This is a genomic window from Streptomyces sp. NPDC026575, assembly GCF_055567415.1.
Genome location: NZ_JBVHQM010000012.1, coordinates 67,666 through 94,087, shown reverse-complemented (window position 1 = coordinate 94,087; position 26,422 = coordinate 67,666). Strand labels below are relative to the sequence as shown.

The window sequence follows — 26,422 nt, the reverse complement described above, 5'->3', positions numbered from 1 at the left end:
CCCGGCAGACTGTTCCGTATGCGACTCCCCCGACCCCGGCCGCCCCGTCGGCTGCGCGGCCCCCGCAGCCTCGCCGGGCAGCTCTTCGCGATGCAGGTCGTGCTGGTGGCGGCCGTCGTCGTGGGCTGCGCCGTCTTCGCGTACGTCAGCGCCGGGCGGCAGGCGGAGGAGACCGCGCAGCGGCAGGCGACCGCGGCGGCCACCGCCGTCGCCGACTCCCCGGCCGTCGTCGCGGCGGCCCGCGCCAAGGACCCCACCGCGGCGCTCCAGCCGTACGCCGAGCGGCTGCGACGCGACGCGGGCGTCGACTTCGTAGTGGTGATGGCGCCGGACGGCACCCGCTGGACGCACCCGGAGCCGTCCGCGATCGGCGGGAAGTACCTGGGGCACATCGGCCCGGCGCTGCGCGGCGAGATCTTCCCCGAGACGCATATGGGCGTGCTCGGGCCGTCCGTCCGGGTCGTCGCGCCGGTGCACGACCCGCGGCGCGGTGGCCGGATCACCGCGCTGGTCAGCTCGGGGATCACCATCAAGACGATCAGCGAGCAGCTGCGCGACCAGGTGCTGGCGCTGGTCGGGGTGGCGGCCGCGGCGCTGGCGCTCGGCGGTGCCGGCACGTATGTGATCAACGCCCGGCTGCGCCGGCACACGCACGGGATGAACGCCCGGGAGCTGAGCCGGATGCACGACTACCACCAGGCCGCGCTGCACGCCGTGCGCGAGGGGCTGCTGATGCTCGACGGGCAGCGCAGGGTCGCCCTGATCAACGACGGCGGACGGGAGCTGCTCGGGCTGCCGGGCGACGCGGTGGGCCGGCCGGTCACCGAGCTGGGGCTGCCGCGGCCGCTGACCGAGGCGCTGCACTCGCCCGGCCCGCGGGTCGACGAGCTGCATCTGACCGGCGAGCGGGTGCTGGTGGTCAACTCCTCCCCGGTCTCCGGCGGGGAGCAGCGCGGCAGCGTGGTGACCCTGCGCGATCACACCGAACTCCAGGCGCTGTCGGGCGAGTTGGACTCGGTACGCGGCTTCGCCGAGGCGCTGCGCTCCCAGGCGCACGAGGCCGCCAACCGGCTGCACGCGGTGGTCTCGCTGATCGAGCTGGGGCGGGCCGAGGAGGCCGTGGAGTTCGCCACCGCGGAACTTCAGCTGGCGCAGGCGCTGACCGACCAGGTCGTCGGCGCGGTCGCCGAGCCGGTGCTCGCCGCGCTGCTGCTCGGCAAGGCGGCGCAGGCCAACGAGCGGGGCGTCGAGCTGGCGCTGACGCCCGACAGCCGGATCGACGACGGGCTGCTGCCGCCCGGCCTGCCGGCCCGCGACCTGGTGACGGTGCTGGGCAATCTCCTCGACAACGCCATCGACGCCGCCGCCCCGACGCGGGGGCCCGGCGCCGCCGTGCCGCCGCGGGTGCGGGTCACCGCGCGGGCGGCCGGCGGCGAGCTGCTGCTGACGGTGGCCGACAACGGCCCGGGGGTGGCCGAGGACGACACCGAGGAGATCTTCCGGCGCGGCTGGACCACCAAGCAGCCGGCCCCCGCGCCCGACCGGGGCCCCGGGCACGGCCACGGCCTGGGCCTGGCCCTGGTCCGGCAGGCGGTACGGCGCAACGGCGGCAGCATCGCGCTGGACCGCGCACCGGAGGGCGGCGCGCGGTTCACCGTACGGCTGCCGCTGCGGACGGAGGCGACGGCATGAGCGAGCCGACGGGATCAGGCCGCCCGGCCGCGAGAGGAGGTGCCCGGTGAGCCCCTCCGACATCCGGGTCCTGGTCGTCGAGGACGATCCGGTGGCCGCCGCCGCGCACGCCCTGTACGTGGGGCGGGTGCCCGGCTTCACCGTCTCGGGCACCGTGCACTCCATGGGCGACGCCCGCCGCCACCTCGACCAGCACCCCGTCGATCTGCTGCTGCTCGACCTGTACCTGCCCGACGGCCACGGTCTGCAGCTGGTGCGCACGCTGCGGGCGGCCGGGCACGTGGCCGACATCATCGCCGTCACCTCGGCCCGCGATCTGACCATGGTGCGCGAGGGCGTCTCGCTGGGCGTGGTGCAGTACGTGCTCAAGCCGTTCACCTTCGCCACGCTGCGCGACCGGCTCACCCGCTACGCCGAGTTCCGCGCCACCACCGGCGAGGCCAGCGGCCAGGACGAGGTGGACCGGGCGATCGCCGCGCTGCGCGCACCGCGCCCGGCCGCGCTGCCCAAGGGCCTGACCGCGGCCACCCTGCGGGCGGTCACCGATGTGCTGCGGGCCTCCGGCAGCGGACTGACGGCGACCGAGGCGGCCGCCGACGTGGGCATCTCCCGGATCACCGCGCGCCGCTACCTCGAACACCTCGTGGAGAGCGGCCGGGCCGCCCGCGCCCCGCAGTACGGCCAGGTCGGCCGCCCCGAATTGCGCTATCGCTGGTCGGGGCATTGACCGGTTGTGAGCGGTGACTTACTTTCAGCTGGCAGTACGCCGTGGCCAGTTGCCCGTCGCCGTTGACCCTGGTTCGCCGCTGGAGGTCGTGCCGTGCGCCCCACCGCCCCGCTGATCCTGCTCGCCGCCGCCGTCGTGGCCTCCGGTACGCTCACCGCCTGCGGCGGCGGGTCCGGGAGCGACGGCAACACCGTCAAGGTCGCCTTCATCAAGGACACCAACGCCAAGGTCACCGTCCGGGACGACTACATCCGCCTGGTGGCCCGGCAGTTCGAGAAGGCCAACCCCGGCAGGAAGGTCCGGCTCATCCCGATCCAGGCGTCGGAGAACGACTACTACGCCAAGATCCAGCAGATGATGCGCTCCCCGAGGACCGCGCCGGACCTGGTCTACGAGGACACCTTCCTGGTCAACTCCGACATCAAGGCGGGGCTGTTGCGGCCGCTGGACGGCCACCTCGACGACTGGGCCGACTGGCGGCAGTTCCAGCCGGCCGCGAAGGCCGCGGCCAGGGGCCAGGACGGCAGGACCTACGGCGTCCCGGACGGTACGGACACCCGCGGGCTGTGGTTCAACAAGAAGATCTTCAAGAAGGCCGGGCTGCCCGCCGACTGGCGGCCGAGGAACTGGGCCGAGGTGCTGGAGGCCGCCCGGACCGTCAAGCGCAAGGTCCCCGGCGTCATCCCGCTGAACGTCTTCACCGGCAAGGGCGCGGGCGAGGCCGCCGTGATGCAGGGCTTCGAGATGCTGCTGTACGGCACCGGCGAGCACCAGCTCTACGACCCGGCGAGCAAGAAGTGGGTCACCGGCACCAAGGGCTTCAAGGACAGCCTGGCCTTCATCGACACGGTCTACAAGGAGGGGCTCGGGCCCGAGGTCTCCGACGCCCTCAGCCCCAACATCCAGACGAACGTGGCCGCCGAGCTGCTGCCCGAGGAGAAGCTCGCGATCGACCTCGACGGCTCCTGGCTCGGCCAGCAGTGGCAGAAGACGGGCGGCGGCAACCCCTGGCCCGAGTGGTCGACGACGCTCGGCCAGGCACCGTTCCCCACCCAGCACGGCGCCCCGCCCGGCAAGGTCAGCCTGGCCGGCGGCTGGACCTGGTCGGTGCCGCGGAATTCCCAGCAGCCCGAGCTGGCCTGGAAGTTGATCGAAACCTTCCAGTCGAAGGCCAACGCGCTGGAGTGGTGCGTGCGGGGCGCGCAGATCGCGGTCCGCAAGGACGTCGCGGCCGATCCGCGGTATCTGAGGTCCGTCCCCGGCATCGGCTTCTTCACCGGCCTGGTCGAGATCAGCCGCTACCGGCCGGCGCTGCCCGCCTACCCGAAGGTCGCCGCGGCGATCGGCGAGGCGATGGAGGCGGTCACCGCCGACGACTCCTCGCCCGAGAAGGCCGCCGAGGACTACGACCGGGCGCTGAGGTCCATCGTGGACGGCCGGACGGTCGCCAAGCCATGACGGCCGGCGCCGCCGCGCGGACCACGGCCGCCGCCCGTACGCCTCGTACCACGCCGGTGCGCGGCCGGCTGCTGCGCTGGTCCCCGCTCGTCCCCGCGACCGTCCTGCTGCTGCTCTTCCTCGCCGGCCCGATCGGCTACTGCGTCTGGATCGCCTTCACCGACACCCAGCTGACCGGCCAGGAGTCGGCGTCCTTCGTCGGGCTGGCCAACTTCGGCCGCGCCCTGGGCGATCCGGCGTTCCGCAACGCGGTGGTGCTCACCCTGGTCTTCACCGTGCTCTCCTCGATCCTGGGGCAGAACACCCTGGGGCTGGCGCTGGCCGGTCTGCTGCGGCGCGCCTCGCGGCCCGTACGGTCGCTGACCGGTGCGATGGTGATCACCGCCTGGGTGCTGCCGGAGATCGTCGCGGGCTTCCTGCTCTACACCTTCTTCGAGCGGCGCGGCACCCTCAACGCCCTGCTGGAGTGGCTCCATCTGCCCACCCAGAACTGGCTGTTCACGCTGCCCATCCTCGCCGTGTCGTTCGCCAACGTCTGGCGCGGTACGGCGTTCTCGATGCTGATCTACTCCGCGGCGCTCTCCGGGATCCCGCGGGAGGTCACCGAGTCCGCCGAGGTCGACGGCGCGGGCGGGCTGCGGCGGCTGTGGCACATCACGCTGCCGATGATCCGCCGCTCCATCGGCACCAATCTGATGCTCAACACCCTGCAGACGCTCTCCGTCTTCGGCCTCATCTGGGCGATGACGCGGGGCGGTCCGGGAGGCCGCAGCCAGACGCTGCCGGTATTCATGTACGACCAGGCGTTCATGAAGTCGCTGATCGGCTACGGCACCGCGGTGGCACTGCTGTTGCTGCTGGTGGGCGCGTTGTTCTCGGTGGTCTATCTGCGCCTGCTGCGCGAGGAGGTCTGAGCCGTGCCGCTGCCCCGCCGGGTCCGCCACCGGATCGCCGCCGACGCCGGGGCGCTGTGCGCGGCGGCGGCGTTCGCCCTACCGCTGGTCTGGCTGGTGCTGTCGTCGCTGGACGCGGAGGCGACGCTGCGGGTGCGGCTTCCCAGGCCCCCGACGACGGCGAACTTCTCGGCGGTGCTGACCGACGAGATCACCTTCACTCCGATGCTCAACAGCCTGCTGATCTGCGGCGGCGCCACGCTGCTCACGGTGGTCTGCGCGGCGCTGGCGGCCTATCCGCTCTCCCGCTACCGCTCGCGCCTCGCCCGCCCGTACCTGCTGACGATCCTGTTCGCGACGTGTCTGCCGATCACCGCGGTGATGGTCCCGGTCTACGGGCTGTTCGTGCAGGTCGACCTGATCGACACCCGCTACGGCACCGCGCTGTTCCTGGCCGCCGCCCAACTCCCGTTCGCCATCTGGCTGATGAAGAACTTCATGGACGGGGTACCGAAGGTCCTGGAGGAGGCGGCGTGGACGGACGGCGCGTCCTGGCGGCAGACGCTGCTGCGGGTGATCCTGCCGCTCATGGGGCCCGGTCTCGGCGTCGTCGCGATCTACACCTTCATCATGATGTGGGGAAATTTCTTCGTACCGTTCATGCTGCTGCTCTCCCCGGAGCAACTGCCCGCCTCGGTGAGCATCTTCAATTTCTTCGGTAATTACGGTGCCATTGCCTTCGGTGAACTCGCGGCGTTTTCGATCCTTTACTCGACACCGGTCGTCCTGCTGTACATCCTTATTTCACGGCGATTGGGCGGCGGTTTCGCGCTCGGCGGGGCGGTGAAGGGCTAGTGAAGGCCGGTGAAGCCACTGTGGTCGCGTCGGCGCTGGCGAGCGGCCCGCTGGCGGAAATGCGCTTCCTACCGGCCGGTAAAATTCGCCCACTTAGTAGCTTCCTACGACATTCAACCTTGGCCATCCGCACCATGGTGCGCGGCCCCGCCTTCACTTACCGTGTGCCGGTGAACACGCACGCCGCAGAGCCGCGCCGACCTCCCTTCAATGCCGAGGCCGCCCGCCGTTTCCGCGAGAACCTCGGTATGACCCCGTCCCATGTGGCCTACGGAATTTGGGCCGCGTTCGGAATACAGATCTCCCCGGCGACGGTGGCGTCCTGGGAATTGGGCGAGGCCGCCCCCACCGAGTTCGAGCTGACCGCGCTGGCCGGCGCCCTGTGGTGCGCGCCCGGCGATCTGCTCGGCGCGCCGGGCACCCTGCGCGAGTACCGCCTCGCGCACGGCCTGTCCCCGGACGGCCTGGCGCTGGCCATCGGCATGGACCAGAGCGCGTACGAGCGGCTGGAGGCCGGCGGGACCTGGCGCGGCAACGACCGGCAGGCCGCGGCGCTCGCCCGGACGCTCCAGCTGCCGCTGCCCGCGCTGCTCCGCTTCACCGGCCGCGCCGAGAAGCTGACCGAGCTGCTGACCAGCGCCGTCACCACCCGCTGGCAGGCATACGTCCGGCCGATCGGCAAGCTCACCACCCTGGCCAAAGAGGACGTCCAGGAGGTCCTGCAGGAGCTGCACGCCGACTATCAGGCGGCGATGACGGCTACGCTCAACTGGGGCGGCGGGGACGGCACCGAGGAGTCCGGGCGGACGGGGCGCGCCTTTGTGGACGGCATCCTGGGCGAGTTCTGGAAGCGGGTCGGCCAGTAGCGGCCCCAAAGATCCGGGGCATCCCCGAGGGATCCCGTCGGCCCCAGGGCGGAGAGGCGTCCTCCCAGAGAACTACGCCGGGGGCGGTGATGGCACTTCCGGCCGGTGCGGCTTTCGGTCCTCGCGGCTGAGGTAGGCGCTGACCTGCGCAGAAAGAATGGGACGGTCGAATCTTCCGTCCCCTTCCCAGGAGTACCCGTGTCCCACGCGGCAGCCGTTCCCGGCTTCCCCACGTCCACCCGCGGCACCGCCGGCGTCGCCGCCCGCGCGACGGATCTGAGCAAGGTCTACGGCCAGGGGGAGACCCGTGTCGTGGCGCTGGACTCCGTCTCGGTCGAGTTCGGCAAGGCCCGGTTCACCGCGATCATGGGCCCGTCCGGCTCCGGCAAGTCGACGCTGATGCACTGCATGGCGGGCCTGGACACGATCTCCGCCGGCTCGGCCCGGATCGGCGACGTGGAGCTGGCCTCCCTCAACGACAAGCAGCTGACGCGGCTGCGCCGGGACAAGATCGGCTTCATATTCCAGGCGTTCAACCTGCTGCCGACGCTCTCCGCGCTGGAGAACATCACGCTGCCGATGGACATCGCGGGCCGCAGGCCCGACCGGGAGTGGCTCAGCGCCGTCATCGAGACCGTCGGCCTGTCCGGGCGCCTGGCGCACCGGCCGGCGCAGCTCTCCGGCGGCCAGCAGCAGCGGGTCGCGGTCGCCCGGGCGCTGGCCGCCCAGCCGGAGATCATCTTCGCGGACGAGCCGACCGGCAACCTCGACTCCCGCTCCGGCGCGGAGGTGCTGGGCTTCCTGCGGGAGTCGGTGCGGGCGATGGACCAGACGGTGGTGATGGTCACCCACGACCCGGTCGCGGCCGGCTACGCGGACCGGGTGGTCTTCCTCGCGGACGGCCGGATCGTCGAGGAGCTCCACGAGCCGACCGCGGACGCCGTCCTCGACCGGATGCGGCTGTTCGACGCCAAGGGCCGGACGAGCTAGCCGAGGGCCGAACGAGCCGACACGGGCGCCGCGCGCCCCCCGCCGTGCCCCGGGCGCGGCCCATCATCCCGAGAACCGGACCAGGACTGACACCACCACCATGCTCCGTACTGCCCTGCGCAACGTCCTTGCGCACAAAGCCCGATTGATGATGACCGCGCTGGCGGTGCTGCTGGGCGTCGCCTTCGTCGCCGGCACCCTCATCTTCAGCGACAGCGTCGCCGAGGCCGTCAAGAACGCCTCCGCCAAGAACCTCAAGGACGTGGCCGTCTCCGTCCAGGCCACCGACAGCGACGCCGAGGCGCCCGCCGCCGTCGACCCGGCCAAGGACGGCAAGCGGGCCACCGCCCTCGACGACAAAGTCGCGGACCGCATCCGGGCGCTGCCGGGCGTCGCCTCCGTCCGCGCGAACGTCACCGGCCAGGCGACCCTCGCCGGCCCCGACGACCAGCCCGTCGGCAACGGCTGGCAGAACCGCGCCGCCAACTACCAGCCGGGCGAGGACGGCAAGGACAGCCGCTATCCGCTCCTCCAGGGCCGCGGCCCGGCAAAGGGGAGCGAGATCGCGCTGGCCGAGAGCACCGCGCAGGCGGCCGGCGTCAAGCTCGGCGACACCGTGCGGTTCGCCACCGACGGCCCGCTGCTGAAGAAGAAGCTGGTCGGCATCGTGGCCAGCGACGATCCTCAGGTGACCGCGGGCGGCAGCCTGGCGCTGTTCGACACCGCCACCGCGCAGCGGCTGTATCTGCACCCCGGCCAGTTCGACGAGCTGATCGTGGCCGCCAAGCCCGGCACCGACGAGCGGGCGCTGACCGCGAAGGTCCGCGAGGTGCTGCCCAAGGGCCGCGCCGAGGCGACCAGCGGCGCCGCCCTGGCCGCCGAGCAGTCCCAGATGATCGCCCAGCAGAACAGCGCGCTGAGCAAGACGCTGCTGACCTTCGCCGGTATCGCCCTGTTCGTCGGGGTGTTCATCATCGCCAACACCTTCACCATGCTGATCTCCCAGCGCAGCCGCGAGATCGCGCTGCTGCGCGCGGTCGGCGCCTCGCGCCGGCAGGTGGTGCGCTCGGTGCTCGCCGAGGCGGCGCTGCTCGGCCTGATCTCCTCGGTCGTCGGCTTCGGGCTCGGCCTCGGGATCGCGGAGGGGCTGCGCGCGGTGCTGGACGCCAACGGCGCGGGCTTCCCGGACGGGCCGGCCGTCATCAGCCCGTCCACGGTGGGCGCCGCGCTGGCGGTGGGCGTCGTGGTGACCGTACTGGCCGCCTGGCTGCCGTCCCGCAAGGCGGCGAAGATCGCGCCGGTGGAGGCGCTGAGCAGCGTCGAGGCGGCGCCCGCGATGCGCAGCCTGGTCCTGCGCAACAGCATCGGCGCGGTGATCACCGGGCTGGGCGTCGCGGTGATGCTCTATGTCTCCACCCTGAAGTCCGGTGACGATCTGCCGATCGCCATGCTGGGCTCGACGCTGACGCTGGTCGGCATGATCGTCCTGGCGCCGCTGCTGTCCCGTCCGCTGGTCTCGCTGGCCGGCCTGGTCACCATCCGGCTGTTCGGGATCGGCGGCAAGCTGGCCAAGGAGAACGCGCTGCGCAATCCGCGCCGTACGGCGGCGACCGGCTCCGCGCTGATGATCGGGCTCACCCTGATCACCGGGATGACGGTCGTGGGGCACTCCGCCCAGCTGGGCATGGACAAGATGGCCGCCAACGGGGTGAGCGCCGACTACCAGGTCACCACCTCGACCTATGTCGGCATGGACCCCGCGCTGTCGAAGAAGGTGGCGCACGTCCCGGGCGTCACGGCGATGGCTCCGCTGCGCGGCGCGGGCTTCAGCACCGGCGACTCCCCCGGCGACGGCGGCTTCGGCTACCTTCGCGGCACCGACCTCGCCCAGATCGACAAGGTCACCCGGCTGACCTTCACCCAGGGCTCGCTGGACGCCGTCCGGGCCGGCGGGATCGCCGTCTCCGACAAGGGCCTCAAGGAGCACGGCTGGCACGTCGGCGACACGGTCACCGTCAGCTTCGACGAGAAGAAGAAGACGAAGCTGAAGGTCGCCGCCGCCTACAAGGAGAACGAGGCGCTGGGCGATGCCTTCGCCGACGTCTCGCTGGTCGACCCGCATACGCCCCGGGCCACGAACGAGCGGCTGCTGGTGAAGGCGGCCGACGGCGGCTCCCCCGCGCTGGTCAAGGACATCCGCCACGCGCTCGGCGACAGCCCGCTGCTGAAGGTCCAGAGCCGCGACGACCTGCGCAAGGAGAACGCCGGCCAGATCGACACCGTCGTGAACATGGTCTACGGGCTGCTGGGCATGGCCGTCATCATCGCGGTGGTCGGTGTCGTCAACACCCTGGCGATGTCGGTGTTCGAGCGGACCCGGGAGATCGGGATGCTGCGGGCGATCGGCCTGGCGCGCAGCGGCATCAAGCAGATGGTGCGGCTGGAGTCGGTGGTCATCTCGCTGTTCGGCGCGGTGCTCGGCATGGGCGTGGGGATCTTCCTGGCCTGGGCCGGCGGCAGCCTGGTCGGCTCGTCCTTCCCGACGTACGAGATGGTGCTCCCCTGGGGCCGGCTCGGCCTCTTCCTGCTGATCGCACTGGTCGTGGGCGTGCTGGCCGCGGTGTGGCCGGCCCGCCGGGCGGCCCGGCTGAACATGCTGGAGGCGATCGGGGCGCAGTAGGGCCCCACGCGGAACGGCGGCGCGCCTTCCCTCGGCCGAGGGGAGGCGCGCCGCCGTTCCGTGCGTCTGAGATACGGGGCCGGGGCGCGGCCCGGGTCCGGCCCGATCCGGTGGACCGAAGAGCCCGACCGGTGGACCGAAGCGGCCCCTAGAAGACCGACTCGGCCTCGTCCATCCGCCACCCGGGCACGGTCTTGAGCTCGGTGACCGCCTCGGCCAGCGGCACCATCGTGATGTCGGTGCCGCGCAGCGCGGTCATCTTGCCGTAGTCGCCGCGGTGCGCGGCCTCGACGGCGTGCCAGCCGAAGCGGGTGGCCAGCACCCGGTCGTAGGCGGTGGGGGTGCCGCCGCGCTGGACGTGGCCGAGGATGACCGGGCGGGCCTCCTTGCCGAGGCGCTTCTCCAGTTCGTGGGCGAGCGCGGTGCCGATGCCGGAGAACCGCTCGTGGCCGTACTGGTCGATGGCGCCCTTCTTGTAGTCCATCGTGCCGGGGGCCGGGTGCGCGCCCTCGGCGACGCAGATCACGGCGAACTTCTTGCCCCGCGCGAACCGCTCCTCGACCATCGTGACCAGGTCGTTGACGTCGAACCCGCGCTCGGGCAGGCAGATGCCGTGGGCGCCGCCGGCCATACCGGACTCCAGCGCGATCCAGCCCGCGTGCCGGCCCATCACCTCGACGACCATCACGCGCTGATGCGACTCGGCGGTGGTCTTGAGGCGGTCGATCGCCTCGGTGGCGACGCCGACGGCGGTGTCGAAGCCGAAGGTGCGGTCAGTGGAGGAGATGTCGTTGTCGATGGTCTTGGGCACCCCGACGACCGGCAGTCCGGCGTCCGACAGCATCCGGGCGGCGGTGAGGGTGCCCTCGCCGCCGATCGGGATCAGCACGTCGATGCCGTAGTCCTTGGAGTGGTCCTTGGCGTCCTCGCAAGCCTCGCGCAGCCGGGCCCGCTCCAGCCGGGAGGAGCCGAGGATGGTGCCGCCGCGGGCGAGGATGCCGCTGACCGCTTCGAGGTCGAGCTTGCGGAAGCGGCCGTCGAGCAGCCCCTTGAAGCCGTCTTCAAAACCGATGACCTCGTCGCCGTGGCCGGTGAGGGCGCGGTGGACGACAGACCGGATCACAGCGTTCAGGCCGGGACAGTCGCCGCCTGCGGTGAGGACTCCGATACGCATCGTGCTGTGTCTCCTGTGCTCGCTCGTCGGTATCCCTGACCCGGTCCGATTGTTTCATGGTCCGACGGCCCCGGGCCGCACCCGCGCACCTGCCCCCTACTGTCCCCGCACGGGCTCCACAGGGGAAACTGGGAGAGCGGCTTAGCCAGCCTCGCAGGTATTGTCAAGAGGGGCAGGCCCACAATAACGGCTGATTTTGACCTTTCGACCAACGGAATGGATCGGAGAGCACGCGTGACGCGCAGCGTGTACGTGACCGGTATCGACCGCGGCGACGGCCGCCAGGTCATCGAGCTGGGGGTCATGGAGCTGCTGACCCGCCACGTGGACCGGGTGGGGGTCTTCCGCCCGCTGATGCACGACGACGGACCCGACCGGCTCTTCGACCTGCTGCGGGCCCGCTACCGGCTCACCCAGTCGCCCGAGAGCGTCTACGGCCTCAGCTACGACGAGGCCGCCACGCTCCAGGCCGAGCGCGGCACCGACGAGCTGGTCTCCCGGCTCGTCGACCGCTTTCACGCCGTGGCCAGGGACTACGAGTACGTCCTGGTGCTCGGCTCGGACTACGCGGGCACCAGCCTGCCGGCCGAGCTGAACCTCAACGCCCGCCTCGCCAACGAGTTCGGCGCCTCGGTGCTGGCCGTCGTCGGCGGCCAGGGCCAGGAGGCCGAGTCGGTGCGCGCCGAGGCCCGCAACGCCTACCGCGCCTACCACTCGCTGGGCTGCGACGTGGTGGCCATGATCGTCAACCGGGTGGCCCCCGAACTGCGCCAGGCGGTCGTCGAGCGGCTCTCCGCCCGCCTCCCCGTGCCCTGCTACGCACTGCCCGAGGACGGCTCGCTCTCCGCGCCGACCGTCGGCCAGATCGTGCACGCCCTCGGCGCCGAGGTGCTGCTGGGCGACGACTCCGGGCTCGCCAGGGACGCGCGCGACTTCGTCTTCGGCGGCGCCATGCTGCCGACCTTCCTCAAGGCGCTCACCCCCGGCTGCCTCGTGGTGACCCCCGGGGACCGGGCCGACCTGGTCATCGGCTCGCTGGCCGCGCACAGCGCCGGTGCGCCGCCGATAGCCGGGGTGCTGCTCACCCTCGACGAGCGGCCCGGACCGGACATCATGGCGCTGGCGAACCGGCTCGCCCCCGGGACCCCGGTCGTCTCCGTGCCCGGCGGCTCCTTCCCGACCGCCGCCGAGCTGTTCGCGATCGAGGGCAAGCTCAACGCCGCCTCGCCGCGCAAGGCGGAGACCGCGCTCGGGCTGTTCGAGCGGCATGTGGACACCGCGGAGCTGACGAACCGGATCTCCGTCGCCCGCTCCGGCCGGGTCACGCCGATGATGTTCGAGCACGAGCTGATCGAGCGCTCCCGCTCCGGCCGCCGCCGCGTCGTCCTGCCGGAGGGCTCCGAGGAGCGGGTGCTGCGCGCCGCCGACGTCCTGCTGCGCCGCGACGTCTGCGATCTGACGCTGCTGGGCGAGGAGGAGGCGATCCGCAAGCGCGCCGCCGACCTGGCCATCGACCTGGCGGACGCGCAGATCATCGACCCGCAGACCTCCGAGCTGCGCGAGCGGTTCGCCGAGCTGTACGCCAAGCTGCGCGCCCACAAGGGCGTCTCCTACGAGCTGGCCTACGACGTGGTCGCCGATGTCTCCTACTTCGGCACCCTGATGGTGCAGGAGGGCCTCGCCGACGGCATGGTCTCGGGTGCGGTGCACTCCACCGCGGCCACCATCCGGCCCGCCTTCGAGATCATCAAGACGAAGCCGAACGCCCAGATCGTCTCCTCGGTGTTCTTCATGTGCCTGGCCGACCGCGTGCTGGTCTACGGCGACTGCGCGGTCAACCCGGACCCGAACGCCGAGCAGCTGGCGGACATCGCCATCCAGTCGGCCACCACCGCCGCCCAGTTCGGTGTCGAGCCCCGGATCGCGATGCTGTCGTACTCCACCGGCACCTCCGGCTCCGGCGCGGACGTCGACAAGGTCCGCAAGGCCACCGAGATCGTCCGCGAGCTCCGCCCCGACCTGCTGGTCGAGGGCCCGATCCAGTACGACGCGGCGGTGGACGCCTCGGTCGCCGAGACCAAGCTCCCCGGCTCCGACGTGGCCGGCAGGGCCACCGTGCTGATCTTCCCGGACCTCAACACCGGCAACAACACCTACAAGGCCGTGCAGCGCTCGGCCGGTGCGGTCGCCGTCGGCCCGGTCCTGCAGGGGCTGCGCAAGCCGGTCAACGACCTCTCCCGCGGCGCCCTGGTCCAGGACATCGTCAACACCGTGGCCATCACCGCCATCCAGGCGCAGGGCGCCCAGCCCGGCGCCGGCCACACCGCCTGAATCCCCCAGTCCTCCCCCCACCCCACCGGAAAGCGCTACATGACTGCCAACGCCACCCGCGTCCTCGTCCTCAACTCCGGCTCCTCGTCGCTGAAGTACCAGCTGCTCGACATGCAGGCCGGCACCCGGCTGGCCGTCGGCCTGGTCGAGCGGATCGGTGAGGAGTCCTCGCGCCTGGCCCACACCCCGCTGGCCACCGGCGGCGAGCGGCGCGAGACCGAGGGCGCGATAGCCGACCACACGGCCGCGCTGAAGGCCGTCTCCGCGGAGCTGGCCGCCGACGGACTGGGGCTCGACTCCCCGGAGCTGGCCGCGATCGGGCACCGGGTGGTGCACGGCGGGCTGAAGTTCACCGCGCCGACCGTGATCGACGGCGCGGTGCTGGCGGAGATCGAGCGGCTGGTGCCGGTCGCGCCGCTGCACAACCCGGCGAACATCACCGGCATCAGGACGGCCCAGGCGCTGCGCCCCGACCTGCCGCAGGTGGCGGTCTTCGACACCGCCTTCCACACCACGATGCCGGAGTACGCGGCCCGCTACGCCATCGACGTGGAGACCGCCGACGCGCACCGCATCCGCCGCTACGGCTTCCACGGCACCTCGCACGCGTACGTCTCCCGCAAGACCGCCGAGCTGCTGGGCAAGGACCCCGCCGAGGTCAACGTCATCGTGCTGCACCTGGGCAACGGCGCGTCCGCCTCGGCGGTCGCCGGCGGCCGCTGCGTGGACACCTCGATGGGGCTGACCCCGCTGGAGGGCCTGGTCATGGGCACCCGCTCCGGTGACATCGACCCGGCGGTGACCTTCCACCTCAAGCGGGTGGCGGGGATGTCGGAGGACGACGTCGACGTACTGCTCAACAAGAAGAGCGGGCTGATCGGGCTGTGCGGCGACAACGACATGCGCGAGATCCGGCGCCGGATCGACGAGGGCGACGAGCGGGCCCGGCTCGCCTTCGACATCTACATCCACCGGCTGAAGAAGTACATCGGCGCCTACAGCGCGGTGCTCGGCCGGGTCGACGCGGTGGCCTTCACCGCCGGTGTCGGGGAGAACGCCGCCCCGGTGCGGGAGGCCGCCATCGCCGGACTGGAGGAAATGGGCATGGCCGTGGACGCCTCGCTGAACGCCGTACGGTCCGGCGAGCCGCGGCTGATCTCGCCGGAGTACGCCCGGGTCGCGGTCGCCGTCGTGCCCACCGATGAGGAACTGGAGATCGCCCAGCAGACATACGCCCTGGTCAACGCCTAGACATTGGTGTTTCCACCTACCGGAATATTCCGCTCTGAAACAAACCGATAGGATTCCGCCATGCGCCGTTCCAAAATCGTCTGCACCCTGGGCCCCGCCGTCGACTCCTACGACCAGCTGAAGACGCTGATCGAGGCCGGCATGAACGTGGCCCGATTCAACATGAGCCACGGGACCCAGCCGGAGCACGAGGAGCGGTACCACCGCCTCCGCAAGGCATCCGAGGAGACCGGTCGCGCCGTCGGCGTCCTGGCCGACCTGCAGGGACCCAAGATCCGCCTGGAGACCTTCGCCGACGGCCCCGTGGAGCTGGTGCGCGGCGACGAGTTCGTCATCACCACCGAGGACGTGCCCGGCGACAAGACCATCTGCGGTACGACGTACAAGGGCCTGCCCGGCGACGTCTCCAAGGGCGACCCGGTCCTGATCAACGACGGCAACGTCGCGCTCCAGGTCGTCGAGGTCGACGGCCCGCGGGTGCGCACCATCGTCTTCGAGGGCGGGGTCATCTCCGACCACAAGGGCATCAACCTGCCCGGCGCCGCGGTGAACGTCCCCGCGCTGTCCGAGAAGGACATCGAGGACCTGAAGTTCGCCCTGAAGATGGGCTGCGACATGGTCGCGCTGTCCTTCGTCCGCGACGCCAAGGACGTCCAGGACGTGCACCGCGTCATGGACGAGGTGGGCCGGCGGGTCCCGGTCATCGCCAAGGTGGAGAAGCCGCAGGCGGTGGCCAACATGCAGGAGGTCGTGATGGCCTTCGACGCGGTCATGGTCGCCCGCGGCGACCTGGCGGTGGAGTACCCGCTGGAGAAGGTCCCGATGGTGCAGAAGCGCCTGGTGGAGATGTGCCGCCGGAACGCCAAGCCGGTGATCGTCGCGACCCAGATGATGGAGTCGATGATCACCAACTCCCGGCCGACCCGCGCCGAGGCATCCGACGTCGCCAACGCCATCCTCGACGGCGCCGACGCGGTGATGCTCTCCGCGGAGTCGTCGGTCGGCCAGTACCCGATCGAGACCGTCAAGACGATGTCGAAGATCGTCGAGGCGGCCGAGCAGGAGCTGCTCTCCAAGGGCCTGCAGCCGCTGGTGCCCGGCAAGAAGCCGCGTACGCAGGGCGGCGCGGTGGCCCGCGCGGCCTGCGAGATGGCCGACTTCCTGGACGGCAAGGCGCTGGTGGCCTTCACCAAGTCCGGTGACACCGCCCGCCGGCTCTCCCGCTACCGCGCGGCCCAGCCGATCCTGGCCTTCACCACCGACGTCACCACCCGCAACCAGCTCACGCTGAGCTGGGGCGTGGACGCCTTCCTCGTCCCGCACGTCGACAACACCGACGCGATGGTCGACCTGGTGGACGCCGAGCTGCTCAAGCTCAAGCGCTACAGCGAGGGCGACACCATGCTGATCACCGCCGGCTCGCCCCCCGGCGTGCCCGGCACCACCAACATGGTCCGGGTGCACCACCTGGGCGGCCGGCGCGCCTGACGCGCCCGGCAGCGAAAGCGGCGGTGGGCCGCCCCCTTGAGGGGGCGCCCCACCGCCGTTTTCCGCGGCTCCCGGAAGGCTTTCGGCCGGGTCAGTCCTCGATGGTCACATGCATACCGGGGACATGGAGATTGCCGCCGAACTGGCCCGCCTGGTCCAGCTTCACCTTGGAGAAATAGGCGAACGGGACATTGAGCGGCGGCGGGTGCTCGGGGTCGAACACGATCGGGATCAGACCGAAGAGATTGCCCTGGAGCCGCTCGGTGTAGAGCGTCACCTTGCCGCCGCGGATGGTCGACGTGGACCCCGGCGTCGACCGGACGTGGTACTTCTTCCCGGACGACGGGTCGTCGACGATCTGGTGGAGATCGCCGATGTCGATGCTGTCGGCGGTGAACTTCAGGGCCTGCTTGGTACGGCCGCCCTGCGTCGTGACGTTGACGACGCCCACGTAGTCCAGACCGCGCAGGGTCAGGCCGCTGGACTCCAGGTGCCAGGGGTTGTCGGGCAGGGTGGCGGGCGTCTGCTCGTCCTTGCCCTTCTGCTTGTTCTCGACGACGCAGGGGAACGCCTTCTTGCCGTCGGCGTCCTTGCCGTCCACACCGCCGCCGGGCAGGGCGTTGTCCGCCGCGCCCACCGCGCCGTGGACGGTGTCGTTGACCGTCTTCGATCCGCCCTCGACGGGCTCGGTGACCTTGTCGGCACCGTCCTTGACCCCGTCGAGGGTCTTGGTGACCGGCTCGGTGACCTTGTCGGCCACGGAGTCCTTGGCCGCGGTGTCCGCCGGCTCCGGAGTCTTGGACTCCGATGCGGACGCGGACGGCGAGGGGGTCGACGAAGCGCTGGAGTCCTCGGACTTGTCGCCGCCCAGGAGACCGCCGAGCGCATCGCCGATGCCGCCCAGCAGGCCCCCGTCGTCCTTCTTGTCCTCGGAGGCCGAGGACGAGGGCGACGGCGTCGCGGAACTCGACGGCTCGTCGGTCCTGGCGGAGGAGGACGGCGCGGGCTCGGGGGCCTGGTCCGTTTCCTTGTCCGCGGAGGGCGAGGGCGAGGGCTTGGCCGAGGGCGTGGCGGACGGCTGGGCGGTGGCCTTGTCGTCCTTCGCCGCGTCCTTGGACTTGGCGTCCTGGCCCTCCACCTTGTCCGGGGCGGTGACGCAGGGGCCGTCCTTGAACGGGCTCTGGGGCGGCGTCGGCTTGGCGATCGCCATCTGGGGCGTCAGCCCCATCCCCATGAGCACGGCGGACGGCATGGCGGCGATGGCTATCGCCTTGCCCGCGGGCACGTGCAGCCGGGTCAGCAGCGGCCTCTTGGGCGCCGCGTGCCTCGGCCCGTTCCCCGCGCCTGAACGGCGCGGGATCTTCGTCGCCCCGGCGGCTGCGCTCTCCTCATGCAGCTCGTCACCCGGCACGGTGCCTCCCGTCGTTGGTCGGGCTCGTTCCTGACAGGTCGTCCAGTCCGTTGCCCAACCCGGGTCCGGCCGGCGCGGGGTTGGTGGCGACCACCGGTCCGGCGACGGTGCGGGCCGGCTCCTCGCCGGCGTCGTCGCCGCTCCGTTCGGCCTGGCCCGGCGCCCAGGCGACACCCAGCGCACCACCGATCAGCCCCAGCAGGAAGCCGACCAAAAAGGCGCCGAAGTTCGAGACGACCAGGGAGACCAGGGAGAGCAGGATCCCCGCCACACCCGCGAAGACCCGCGAGGCCGGCTGGAACCACATGGTCAGACCGAGCACGACCAGCAGCACGCCGATGATCAGCGAGCCGGCACCGGCGGTGGTCGCCATGCGGACGGTCAGGGAACCGATCGTGAGGTTCGCGTAAGGGATGTACATGATCGGGATACCGGCCAGCAGTGTCAGCAATCCGCCCCAGAACGGGCGTTGTCCGCGCCACTCCCGGAACGAAGTCCGCTTCCGGCCGATGCCCTCGATCAGCCGTGGTCGCGTTTCGGCGCTCATGTCGTACAGCTCCTCGGGACTGGCAAATCGGTGGTTCTGAGCTGGAGTTTCGTGCTTGGCGCTACCCGGCGTACGGGTGCGGGGAACGGCTGGTGGCACCGCGGGCAAAGCCCCCACACCCGTACACTCAGTGCGTCAGAAGCACTCGCTCTTGCCCTTGGCGACGCTCATCTTCAGGCCGCTGAGCTTGAACGTGCCGGCCGTCGTGGCCCACGCCGTCTGCTTGACGTGGGTCAGCGTGGCCGAGTCGGCCTGCTGGGCGAACGAGCCCGGGTCGGCCTTGTCGCCCTTGTGCATGCCCGGACCCTTGGTCGTCGAGCCCGCAGCAACACCGATGTCGATGTTGTTGAAGGTCGCGTCCGCGTCCAGCTGGTCGAGGTCGATGTAGAGGTTCTTCGCCTCGACGGGCGTGCCGTCGCCACCGGCCGACAGCTTCATCGACACATCGCCGAAGACCGGGACCGGCACCACTACCGACTGGCACAGGTTCCTGATCTTGGCGTTGGAGAATCCCGAAACCGCCACCGGGATCTGCTTACCGCCCTTTTGGGCGTCGATCGCTCCGTACTGAACGAAGCCGGTGCCGTCCAGCCGGTCGGTAGCGACCTTGAACTGCTGGCCGGACACGCTGAACGACGCCGCGAGCGCACCCTGCGAGAGGGCGACGCCGATCGCGGCGGTCGCCGCCACGCTCGGCACCATGACAACGGCGAACCGCTTCCATCTGGTCCCGCCACGAGCCAGGGACTCCATGACTTTCCTCCTTCTCGGACGTACATCTCCGGTACCGGCCGTCGTAGGACGGACGGCGGTACCTGGGATGGGAGAAGTGCTACGTCCTCGGGAAGGAGAGCGCCCGTTCTCGGAGGCACATCGTGTTCCGAATACCGGCGATCACCCCCGAGCGACAACCACTGGCCACGCTCTCGCGCAACCTCTCTGGACAGGCCCTGCCGAATGGGGCAGAGACCCCCCTGTCCAAGGCCGGCGCCACTTGCCGCCGGCCACTCGGTGGGGACCCAAGTGCCCCGCTGCGCCGACCGGATGCCGGGCTGCGGGAATGGACCGAGCGTCGCCGATCGTGGTCCATTCACGCTCTCGACACAAGAGGCTCGTTACTTGCGGGTAACGGCCTGATAACCAACGTTCGACGGACCGGGATCGGCCAGGTACGCAGGGTCGTCGCTCATCGCGCACAGACACGCGGCAATTGCAGACAAATTGCCGCAAGGGGGTGGGTGAGTCTTACTCCAAGTAACAGCGGCCACGTTTACCAAGTTTTGGCAAAACGTGGCCGCTGCTTCGTTTGTTTGGTCAACTCGTGGCGCCCGTACTGGTCAGAAGCGGACGCCCGGTACAACAGCGGGTCAGAACAGCACCCGGGCAAGCGCCGTACGCGCCGCCGTCACCCGCGGATCCTCGGCCCCGATCACCTCGAACAGCTCCAGAAGCCGCACGCGGGCGGCGTCCCGGTCGTCGCCGGCCGTCCGCTTCACCGCGTCGATCAGCCGCCCGAAGGCGTCCTCGACATGGCCGCCGACCAGGTCCAGATCCGCGGCCCGGATCTGCGCCGGAACGTCGGCCGGGTGCTCCGCGGCCTCCTTGCGCACCGCCTGCGGATCGAGATCCTGCACCCGGCGCAGGAGTTCGGCCTGCGCGAGGCCGAGCTTGGCCTCCGGGTTGGCCGGGTCGTCGGCGAGGACGTTCTTGTACGCCTGGATGGCACCGCCCAGATCGCCGCCGTCCAGCGCCTGGCTCGCGGCCTCCAGCAGCGCGTCGTACGGACCGGCCGGCACCGGCGCCTCGGCCGCCGCCGGCTCGTCCGCGCCCTCCGCGGAGACCGGCGCCCCGACGATGCCGAACTGCTGCTCGGCGGCCTGCACCAACTGGTCGAGGACCTGCCGGATCTGCGCCTCCGGGGCCGCGCCCTGGAACAGCGGGATCGGCTGACCGGCGACCACCGCGAAGACCGCCGGGATGCCCTGCACCCCGAACTGCTGGAACAGCATCTGATTGCTGTCGACGTCGATCTTGGCCAGCACGAACCTGCCGGCGTACTCCCCCGCGAGACGCTCCAGCAGCGGACCCAGCTGCTTGCACGGCTCGCACCACTCGGCCCAGAAATCGATGACGACCGGGACCTCGGTGGAGCGCTGCAGGACGTCCTGCTGGAACCCTGCCTCGTCGACGTCGAACACCAGGCGGGCACCGCTCGCCGGCGCCTGACCCGTGCGGGCGGCCTCGGCGCGGGCCTGCTCCGCCTTCTGCTTCGCTTCGCCCGCCGCCTTCACCGCTGCGAGGTCGACGACTCCACTCATGGACATATTGCGTGGCTGCATGGGTCCATCCTCCCCCCTGGGCGGTCCGTTCCGAAAAGCGATCCGGAAAAGCGATGCGGCCGGTGACGCGGTATGTGTGGTGTTCGGTACTGCGATCGGCCTGAGCGGGGCCGGGGTGTGCGGCCATGGGTCCCCACCCACGGCCAGTGTGGTCATCACTCTTACGCTACGGGTCGTAGCGTAACTCGCCGCCGCCCCCGCGCGACACCGGGCCCCGCGCCGCGCGGGGTGATCTCCCTCACGGCCGCCGGCTCGACTACCGGCCGGTATGGTCGCCCGCATGCACGACTCCGCCAGCCCCCGGAAGGGCCGCACGGGCCGCCCGCGCAGCGCCGAGACCGATCACGCGATCCTCCGCGCCACCCGCGCCGCGCTCGTCGACCTGGGCTGGGGGCGGCTGACCATGAGCGATGTGGCGGCCCGCGCCGGCGTCGCCAAGACCACCCTCTACCGGCGCTGGGCCAACAAGAACGAGCTGGTCGTGGACGCGGTGGCGGTCCTCTTCGACGAACTCGAACTCCCCGACCGGGGCTCCCTGCGGGCCGACATCGAGGGTGTGGTGCTCCAGTTCGGCGCGCTGCTCGCGCGGCCCGAGACCAAGACGGCGCTGATGGCCGTGGTCGCCGAGTCCACCACCGACGAGGCGCTGCGCGAACGGATCCGCTCGGCGATCGTCGACCGCCAGAAGCGGCTGGTGCTGCTGGGGAGGGCACGGGCGCAGGACCGCGGCGAGCTGCCGCCGGACACCCCCGGCGAGGACGGTGCCCGGGCGGCCGCCCGCAACATGGACCTGATCTTCGATGTGATCGCCGGCGCCGTCGTGCACCGCACCCTGGTCAGCGGCGAACCCGTGGACGCGGAGTGGGGGCGCGACTTCACCGCGCTCTTCCTCGGCGGTCTGGCGGGGCTGGGGGACCCCGGTGGGGGCCCGGACACCGCGGTACCCGGGCCCGGGGGTCACACCTGATAGCGGTCCGCGGCGAACAGGTGCAGATGCTCCGCGACCCACTCCGAGGTCCGCTTCAGGCCGTCCGCCAGGGAGACCTCCGGCTGCCACGAAGCCCACTGCCGCGCCCGGGAATTGTCCGAAAGCAACCGCTCGACCTCACTGCCCGAGGGCCGCAGCCGGGCCGGATCGACGACGACCTCCGCCTCCCGGCCCGAGGCCGCGATCAGCGCCTCGGCGAGCGCCCCGATCGATATCTCCCGCCCGCTACCGAGGTTGACGACCTGTCCCAGCGCCCGGTCGCAGTCCGCCATCGCCAGGAACCCGGCCGCGGTGTCGGTGACGTAGGTGAAGTCCCGGGTCGGGGTCAGCGACCCCAGCTTGATCTGCCGGGCACCGGCGTGGAGTTGGGCCAGGATGGTGGGGATCACCGCACGGGCGGACTGCCGGGGCCCGTAGGTGTTGAAGGGCCGCACCACCGTCACCGGCAGCTCGAAGGCGTGCCAGTGCGACAGCGCCATCATGTCCGCGCCGATCTTCGAGGCGGAGTACGGCGACTGCGGCTGCAGCGGGTGGTCCTCGCCGATCGGCGCGGTCAGCGCGGTGCCGTAGACCTCGCTGGTGGAGGTGTGCACCAGCCGCCGCACGGCGTGCCGCCGGCAGGACTCCGCGACGTTCTCGGTACCCACCACGTTCGTCTGCACATAGGCGCCCGGTGAGTCGTAGCTGTACGGGATGCCGATCAGCGCGGCCAGATGGAAGACGGTGTCGCAGCCCGCGACCGCGTCCATGACCCGGCCCGCGTCCCGGACGTCCCCCGCGATCATCTCGACCGGGCTGCCCGGCGTCAGATAGCGCGCCAGACTGCCCTTCTCCGCGTACGGCTTGTAGTGCACCAGGGCGCGTACGTCGGCGCCCGCCTCGACGAGCAGGTCGACCAGGGTCGACCCGATGAACCCCTCGGCCCCGGTGACCAGGACCGTGCGGCCCGCCCACTGCTGTGTACGGCTGCTGCTCATGCTGACTCCTTCAGGTTGGGCTTCAGTTGGGGTGTGTGGGGGTGCCCGGCCAGGGCCAGCGCCTTGGCGGCGAGCAGATCGGCGGCCCGGGCATGGGTGCCGGGGTCGGCGGCCGCGCCCATCGCGGCGAGCCGGCCGGGGTCGTCGAGGAGCGGGGTGACCAGCGCGTCCAGCCGCTCGGCCGAGGTCTGCGGGTCGGGCAGCAGCAGCGCCGCCCCGGCGTCGGAGAGCACCCGCGCGTTATGGGTCTGGTGGTCGCCCGGTGCGTGCGGATAGGGCACGAGGACGGCCGGCATCCCGATCGTGGCCAGCTCGGCGACGGTCGCCGAACCGGCCCGGCAGACCACGAGGTCGGCGGCCGCGTACGCCAGGTCCATCCGGTCCAGGTACGGCACGGCCTCGGCGACCGCATCGCCTCCGTTGGCCGCCAGCAGGGCCCTGGTCTCCTCCAGGGCCGCCGGCCCGGTCTTGATCAGCAGCCGCAGGTCGGTGCGCGACCGGTAGCGGGCGGCCAGCCCCACCGCCGCCTCGGTCAGCCGGGCCGCGCCCAGGCTCCCGCCGTTGACCAGCAGCAGCCGCGCCGCGCCCGGGACGCCCAGGGCCCGCCGGGCGGCCGGCCGCAGCGCCGTGCGGTCCAGCGTGGCCAGCGGTCCGACCAGCGGCATCCCCACCGTCTCGGCTCCCTCGCCGCCGGCCAGATGGGGGCGGCTGCGGTCGAAGGCGAGGGCGAGGTGCGGGGTGAGCCGGGCGGCGAACTTGTTGGCCCGGCCGGGCACCGCGTTGGACTCGTGGATCAGGCTCGGCAGCCCCGCCAGCCGCGCCCCGACGATCACCGGGGCGCTCGGATAGCCGCCCATACCGACCGCGACCTGGGCTTTCTGCTCCTTGAGGATCGCCCGGCACTGGGCGCCCGACTTAAGGAGCGCGGCCGGCAGCAGATAGCGTCGGGCACCGAGCGAGGGGTCGAAGGGAATCATGTCGACGGTGTGCAGCCGGTACCCGGCCTGCGGGATCAGCCGCGTCTCCAGCCCGCGTTCGGTGCCGACGAAGGAGATCACCGCATCGGGGACAGCCCGGCGGAGTGCGTCGGCGAGGGCGAGGCCGGGATAGATATGGCCGCCGGTGCCGCCCGCACCGATCACGACCGAGAGTGGTGTGCGCATGGCCGCCACGCTCGCGACGCGCCCTAAGAACGTTCTAAGAGAGGTGTTTGGCAGCCTATGTCCATGCCTTTGCCCCCGCCCCCGCCGCCCGCGAACGCCCCGGCCGCCAAGATCCTGGTCGTCGACGACGAACCGGAGGTGCGCGCCGCCGTGACGGACGGCCTCGCCGTGGAGGGCTATGCGGTACGCGGCGCCGCCGACGGCCTGGCCGCCCTCTCCGAGGTCGCGGCCTGGCAGCCGGACGCCCTCGTGCTGGACGTGATGATGCCGGTCCTGGACGGCCTGGCCGTCTGCCGCCGGCTGCGCGCGCTCGACGACCGAACGCCCATCCTCGTCCTGACCGCCCTGGACTCGGTCAGCGACCGGGTCGACGGGCTCGACGCGGGCGCCGACGACTACCTCGTCAAACCGTTCGCACTGGACGAGTTGGTGGCCCGGGTCCGGGCGCTGCTGCGCCGCGCCTCGCTCAGCGCGGTCGAGGACACCCGGCTCGCCTTCGACGACCTGGTCGTCGACCCGGTGACCCGCAGCGGCCACCGGGCGGGCCGCCCCCTGGAGTTCAGCCGCACCGAATGGGCGCTGCTGGAACTGCTGCTGCTGCACCCGGGCCAGGTGCTGCCGCGCGAGACGATCCTGGAGCGGGTCTGGGGCCGCGACTTCGGGCCGGACTCCAACTCCCTGGCCGTGTACATCGGTTATCTGCGCCGCAAGCTGGAGGCGGCCGGCGAGCCGCGGCTGGTCCACACCGTGCACGGCATCGGCTACCGCCTGGGCCACGCGGAGGACCGGTGACCGGCACCCGCGGCCTGGGCGCCAGATGGCAACGACGGCGCCCGCTGCGCACCCGCCTCGCGCTGGCCGCCACCGCCGCGGTCGCGCTGGTGGCCGTCGGCGTCTGCGCCGCCGCGTTCGCCATCATCCACTACCAGATGACCCGCCAGCTCGAACTCAACCTCGCCCAGACGGCCACCGACCGCATCCAGCAGACCCGCGGCTGGGGCCCGACCGTCAGCGACGCGTCATGCCGGTACCAGGCCGTCCCCTGCGTCCAGATCGTCCCCGCCGACCCCGCCCGGGACCCGCGCGCGCCGTACCGCTACCTCCCGGTCGACGACGCCACCCGCGAGGTCGCGGCCGGCCGGCGCACCGCGTACTACAAGGAGCTGACGGTCCAGGGACAGCCGGTCCGGATGTACACCACCAAGCGCCCGGGACGGCCGGAGGCCCTCCAGGTGGCCCTGCGCTCCGACACCGTCGAGCGCGGCGTACGGCACGCCGCCTGGGCGCTGTTCGCGGTCGGCGGCGCCGGCGTGCTGCTGGCCGCCGCGCTGGGCTACTGGGTCTCCCGTACGGGGCTGGCCCCGGTCGCCCGCCTCACCGCCACCGCGGAGCGCATCGCCAGCACCCGCGACGCCCGCCACCGCATCGACATCCCGGCCGGCCCGCCCGACCGCGGGGACGAGATCACCCGCCTCGCGGCGAGCTTCAACACCATGCTCGGCGAGCTGGAGCAGTCCGTCGCCGCCCAGCGCCGGCTGGTCGCCGACGCCTCCCACGAGCTGCGCACACCGCTGACCGCGCTGCGCACCAACGCCGAACTCCTCGCCCGCGCCGACCGTTTGACCGACGCCCAGCGCGACCGCGCCTCGTCCGCCCTGGGCCGTCAGCTGCGCGAGGTCACCACCCTCGTCAACGACCTGATCGAGCTGGCCCGTGACGAGGAGCCGCAGCCCCTGGTCGAGCAGGTGCGCCCGGCCGCCCTTCTGGAGCACGCGGTGGCCGCCGCCCGCGAGCACTGGCCGGAGATCGCCTTCACCGCCGGCATCGAACCGGCCGCCTCCGAAGTGGCCGTCCCGGGCGTGCCCGCCCGCCTGACCCGGCTGCTGTCCAACCTCCTCGACAACGCCGCCAAGTTCTCCCCGCCCGGCGGCCCGGTGGACACCGCGCTCACCGCCGTACCGGGTGCGCTGGAGCTGACCGTCAGGGACCACGGACCCGGCATCGCCGCCGAGGACCTCCCCCATGTCTTCGACCGCTTCTACCGCGCCGAGTCGGCCCGCGCCCTGCCCGGCTCGGGCCTGGGGCTGGCCATGGCCCGCCAGATCGCCCGCGCCCACAACGCCGAGCTCACCGCGGCGCAGGCGCCGGGGGGCGGGGCGCTGTTCCGGCTGCGGGTACCGGCCGGTGCCACCTGACGGCGACGGTGCAGCGCCGTTACGCCTCGCGGGGCCGGTACGTGGCACCGACACCCTCGGCCTCCGCCTGCTCGGCCTTCTCCTCGATGTCCGCCCGCACCGCCTGCCGGTCCTGCGGCGACATCGACCGCCAGCTCTCCCGCATCCCGGAGATGCCGTCGCTGAGAACCCGGAACCCTGACGGGTCGTCGAGAACGTCCTTGAGTTCCAGGCGACCGCCGAGCATCTTGCGGGCGAGGTCCTGGAGGGCGGGCGGCGCGGACGGGTTGTTCCGGACGGCCCGCAGGGACTTGGTGAGGTGCTCGTTCTGCTCCTCCGCGAGGTCCCGCTCCTCAACGGGGTAGTCCCGCTCGCCGGGAGCGGTGAAGTCGTTCTTGCTGTTCATGGGTTGGGGTTC

Annotated in this window: 22 protein-coding genes; 14 read left to right on the top strand and 8 right to left on the bottom strand. The window is 71.7% G+C overall.

Annotated elements, in window-relative coordinates:
* The first annotated feature begins 18 nt into the window (after window positions 1–18).
* The 8 genes from ACZ4NB_RS18655 to ACZ4NB_RS18620 all read left to right on the top strand — a co-directional run bounded on the left by ACZ4NB_RS18655 (window position 19) and on the right by ACZ4NB_RS18620 (window position 10,161).
* Window positions 19–1,692 (top strand): sensor histidine kinase, encoded by a 1,674-nt coding sequence (locus ACZ4NB_RS18655; RefSeq protein WP_467662772.1) that lies wholly within the window; start codon window positions 19–21, stop codon window positions 1,690–1,692.
* Between the two features lie 46 nt (window positions 1,693–1,738).
* Window positions 1,739–2,419 (top strand): response regulator, encoded by a 681-nt coding sequence (locus ACZ4NB_RS18650; RefSeq protein WP_467662770.1) that lies wholly within the window; start codon window positions 1,739–1,741, stop codon window positions 2,417–2,419.
* A gap of 93 nt (window positions 2,420–2,512) precedes the next feature.
* Window positions 2,513–3,877, top strand: a complete 1,365-nt coding sequence (locus tag ACZ4NB_RS18645; protein ID WP_467662768.1) for an extracellular solute-binding protein — start codon at window positions 2,513–2,515, stop codon at window positions 3,875–3,877.
* On the top strand, window positions 3,874–4,791 hold the full coding sequence (locus ACZ4NB_RS18640) for a carbohydrate ABC transporter permease (RefSeq protein ID WP_467662766.1): 918 nt from the start codon (window positions 3,874–3,876) through the stop codon (window positions 4,789–4,791). The genes ACZ4NB_RS18645 and ACZ4NB_RS18640 overlap by 4 nt, the downstream gene beginning before the upstream one ends.
* A gap of 3 nt (window positions 4,792–4,794) precedes the next feature.
* Window positions 4,795–5,625: a carbohydrate ABC transporter permease gene (locus ACZ4NB_RS18635; RefSeq protein WP_467662764.1), complete on the top strand. Its 831-nt coding sequence runs from the start codon at window positions 4,795–4,797 to the stop codon at window positions 5,623–5,625.
* A 164-nt stretch (window positions 5,626–5,789) separates the two neighbouring features.
* A complete protein-coding gene (locus tag ACZ4NB_RS18630) occupies window positions 5,790–6,491 on the top strand; it encodes a helix-turn-helix domain-containing protein (RefSeq protein WP_467662762.1) in 702 nt (233 codons plus the stop codon).
* A gap of 198 nt (window positions 6,492–6,689) precedes the next feature.
* Window positions 6,690–7,481 carry an ABC transporter ATP-binding protein gene (locus ACZ4NB_RS18625; RefSeq protein ID WP_467662760.1) on the top strand — a complete coding sequence of 264 codons (792 nt, stop codon included), beginning with the start codon at window positions 6,690–6,692 and terminating at the stop codon, window positions 7,479–7,481.
* A gap of 100 nt (window positions 7,482–7,581) precedes the next feature.
* Window positions 7,582–10,161: an ABC transporter permease gene (locus ACZ4NB_RS18620; RefSeq protein WP_467662758.1), complete on the top strand. Its 2,580-nt coding sequence runs from the start codon at window positions 7,582–7,584 to the stop codon at window positions 10,159–10,161.
* A gap of 148 nt (window positions 10,162–10,309) precedes the next feature.
* On the opposite strand, the gene ACZ4NB_RS18615 is transcribed toward ACZ4NB_RS18620, so the two are convergent.
* A complete protein-coding gene (locus ACZ4NB_RS18615; protein ID WP_384432020.1) occupies window positions 10,310–11,335 on the bottom strand; it encodes an ATP-dependent 6-phosphofructokinase in 1,026 nt (341 codons plus the stop codon).
* 234 nt (window positions 11,336–11,569) lie between these two features.
* On the opposite strand from ACZ4NB_RS18615, the gene pta reads away from it, so the two are divergent.
* From pta to pyk, 3 genes are read left to right on the top strand one after another with little or no spacing between them, the layout of a single operon-like run.
* A complete protein-coding gene (pta, locus tag ACZ4NB_RS18610; protein ID WP_467662756.1) occupies window positions 11,570–13,666 on the top strand; it encodes a phosphate acetyltransferase in 2,097 nt (698 codons plus the stop codon).
* 39 nt (window positions 13,667–13,705) lie between these two features.
* Complete coding sequence (locus ACZ4NB_RS18605; protein ID WP_467662754.1) at window positions 13,706–14,917, top strand: acetate kinase; 1,212 nt, start codon at window positions 13,706–13,708, stop codon at window positions 14,915–14,917.
* 60 nt (window positions 14,918–14,977) lie between these two features.
* On the top strand, window positions 14,978–16,405 hold the full coding sequence (pyk, locus tag ACZ4NB_RS18600) for a pyruvate kinase (protein ID WP_467662752.1): 1,428 nt from the start codon (window positions 14,978–14,980) through the stop codon (window positions 16,403–16,405).
* Between the two features lie 91 nt (window positions 16,406–16,496).
* Here the strand turns inward: pyk and ACZ4NB_RS18595 are convergent, their stop codons facing one another.
* From ACZ4NB_RS18595 to ACZ4NB_RS18580, 4 genes are all read right to left on the bottom strand, one after another.
* Window positions 16,497–17,816: a hypothetical protein gene (locus ACZ4NB_RS18595; protein ID WP_467662750.1), complete on the bottom strand. Its 1,320-nt coding sequence runs from the start codon at window positions 17,814–17,816 to the stop codon at window positions 16,497–16,499.
* Window positions 17,806–18,363: a DUF6114 domain-containing protein gene (locus tag ACZ4NB_RS18590; protein WP_467662748.1), complete on the bottom strand. Its 558-nt coding sequence runs from the start codon at window positions 18,361–18,363 to the stop codon at window positions 17,806–17,808. The genes ACZ4NB_RS18595 and ACZ4NB_RS18590 overlap by 11 nt, the downstream gene beginning before the upstream one ends.
* A 135-nt stretch (window positions 18,364–18,498) precedes the next feature.
* Window positions 18,499–19,116, bottom strand: coding sequence for a DUF6230 family protein (locus ACZ4NB_RS18585; RefSeq protein ID WP_393493186.1), 618 nt, complete (start codon window positions 19,114–19,116; stop codon window positions 18,499–18,501).
* A gap of 614 nt (window positions 19,117–19,730) precedes the next feature.
* Complete coding sequence (locus ACZ4NB_RS18580) at window positions 19,731–20,702, bottom strand: tetratricopeptide repeat protein (RefSeq protein ID WP_467662746.1); 972 nt, start codon at window positions 20,700–20,702, stop codon at window positions 19,731–19,733.
* A gap of 268 nt (window positions 20,703–20,970) precedes the next feature.
* Here ACZ4NB_RS18580 and ACZ4NB_RS18575 point away from each other — a divergent pair, with 268 nt between their 5' ends.
* A complete protein-coding gene (locus ACZ4NB_RS18575; protein WP_467662744.1) occupies window positions 20,971–21,669 on the top strand; it encodes a TetR/AcrR family transcriptional regulator in 699 nt (232 codons plus the stop codon).
* Here the strand turns inward: ACZ4NB_RS18575 and ACZ4NB_RS18570 are convergent.
* Both ACZ4NB_RS18570 and ACZ4NB_RS18565 read right to left on the bottom strand, forming a co-directional pair.
* Window positions 21,660–22,667 (bottom strand): GDP-mannose 4,6-dehydratase, encoded by a 1,008-nt coding sequence (locus ACZ4NB_RS18570; protein WP_467662742.1) that lies wholly within the window; start codon window positions 22,665–22,667, stop codon window positions 21,660–21,662. The genes ACZ4NB_RS18575 and ACZ4NB_RS18570 overlap by 10 nt on opposite strands.
* Window positions 22,664–23,830 (bottom strand): UDP-N-acetylglucosamine--N-acetylmuramyl-(pentapeptide) pyrophosphoryl-undecaprenol N-acetylglucosamine transferase, encoded by a 1,167-nt coding sequence (locus ACZ4NB_RS18565; RefSeq protein ID WP_467662740.1) that lies wholly within the window; start codon window positions 23,828–23,830, stop codon window positions 22,664–22,666. Before ACZ4NB_RS18565 ends, ACZ4NB_RS18570 begins: the two co-directional genes overlap by 4 nt.
* A gap of 63 nt (window positions 23,831–23,893) precedes the next feature.
* Between ACZ4NB_RS18565 and ACZ4NB_RS18560 the strand changes: the two genes are divergently transcribed.
* Together ACZ4NB_RS18560 and ACZ4NB_RS18555 are read left to right on the top strand one after the other, a co-directional pair.
* Window positions 23,894–24,622, top strand: coding sequence for a response regulator transcription factor (locus tag ACZ4NB_RS18560; protein WP_467662739.1), 729 nt, complete (start codon window positions 23,894–23,896; stop codon window positions 24,620–24,622).
* The gene (locus ACZ4NB_RS18555) at window positions 24,619–26,025 is read left to right on the top strand and encodes a sensor histidine kinase (protein ID WP_467662737.1); all 1,407 of its coding nucleotides are present in this window, start codon (window positions 24,619–24,621) and stop codon (window positions 26,023–26,025) included. The genes ACZ4NB_RS18560 and ACZ4NB_RS18555 overlap by 4 nt, the downstream gene beginning before the upstream one ends.
* A gap of 19 nt (window positions 26,026–26,044) precedes the next feature.
* On the opposite strand, the gene ACZ4NB_RS18550 is transcribed toward ACZ4NB_RS18555, so the two are convergent.
* Window positions 26,045–26,410 (bottom strand): hypothetical protein, encoded by a 366-nt coding sequence (locus ACZ4NB_RS18550; protein ID WP_467662735.1) that lies wholly within the window; start codon window positions 26,408–26,410, stop codon window positions 26,045–26,047.
* Window positions 26,411–26,422: the final 12 nt, after the last annotated feature.

Coding starts and splice junctions, on each gene's coding strand:
- ACZ4NB_RS18655 (WP_467662772.1), top strand. CDS start 19: ATGCGACTCCCCCGACCCCGGCCGCCCCGTCGGCTGCGCGGCCCCCGC.
- ACZ4NB_RS18640 (WP_467662766.1), top strand. CDS start 3,874: ATGACGGCCGGCGCCGCCGCGCGGACCACGGCCGCCGCCCGTACGCCT.
- ACZ4NB_RS18620 (WP_467662758.1), top strand. CDS start 7,582: ATGCTCCGTACTGCCCTGCGCAACGTCCTTGCGCACAAAGCCCGATTG.
- ACZ4NB_RS18615 (WP_384432020.1), bottom strand. CDS start 11,335: ATGCGTATCGGAGTCCTCACCGCAGGCGGCGACTGTCCCGGCCTGAAC.
- ACZ4NB_RS18605 (WP_467662754.1), top strand. CDS start 13,706: ATGACTGCCAACGCCACCCGCGTCCTCGTCCTCAACTCCGGCTCCTCG.
- pyk (WP_467662752.1), top strand. CDS start 14,978: ATGCGCCGTTCCAAAATCGTCTGCACCCTGGGCCCCGCCGTCGACTCC.
- ACZ4NB_RS18590 (WP_467662748.1), bottom strand. CDS start 18,363: ATGAGCGCCGAAACGCGACCACGGCTGATCGAGGGCATCGGCCGGAAG.
- ACZ4NB_RS18585 (WP_393493186.1), bottom strand. CDS start 19,116: ATGGAGTCCCTGGCTCGTGGCGGGACCAGATGGAAGCGGTTCGCCGTT.
- ACZ4NB_RS18580 (WP_467662746.1), bottom strand. CDS start 20,702: ATGCAGCCACGCAATATGTCCATGAGTGGAGTCGTCGACCTCGCAGCG.
- ACZ4NB_RS18575 (WP_467662744.1), top strand. CDS start 20,971: ATGGTCGCCCGCATGCACGACTCCGCCAGCCCCCGGAAGGGCCGCACG.
- ACZ4NB_RS18570 (WP_467662742.1), bottom strand. CDS start 22,667: ATGAGCAGCAGCCGTACACAGCAGTGGGCGGGCCGCACGGTCCTGGTC.
- ACZ4NB_RS18565 (WP_467662740.1), bottom strand. CDS start 23,830: ATGCGCACACCACTCTCGGTCGTGATCGGTGCGGGCGGCACCGGCGGC.
- ACZ4NB_RS18560 (WP_467662739.1), top strand. CDS start 23,894: ATGCCTTTGCCCCCGCCCCCGCCGCCCGCGAACGCCCCGGCCGCCAAG.
- ACZ4NB_RS18550 (WP_467662735.1), bottom strand. CDS start 26,410: ATGAACAGCAAGAACGACTTCACCGCTCCCGGCGAGCGGGACTACCCC.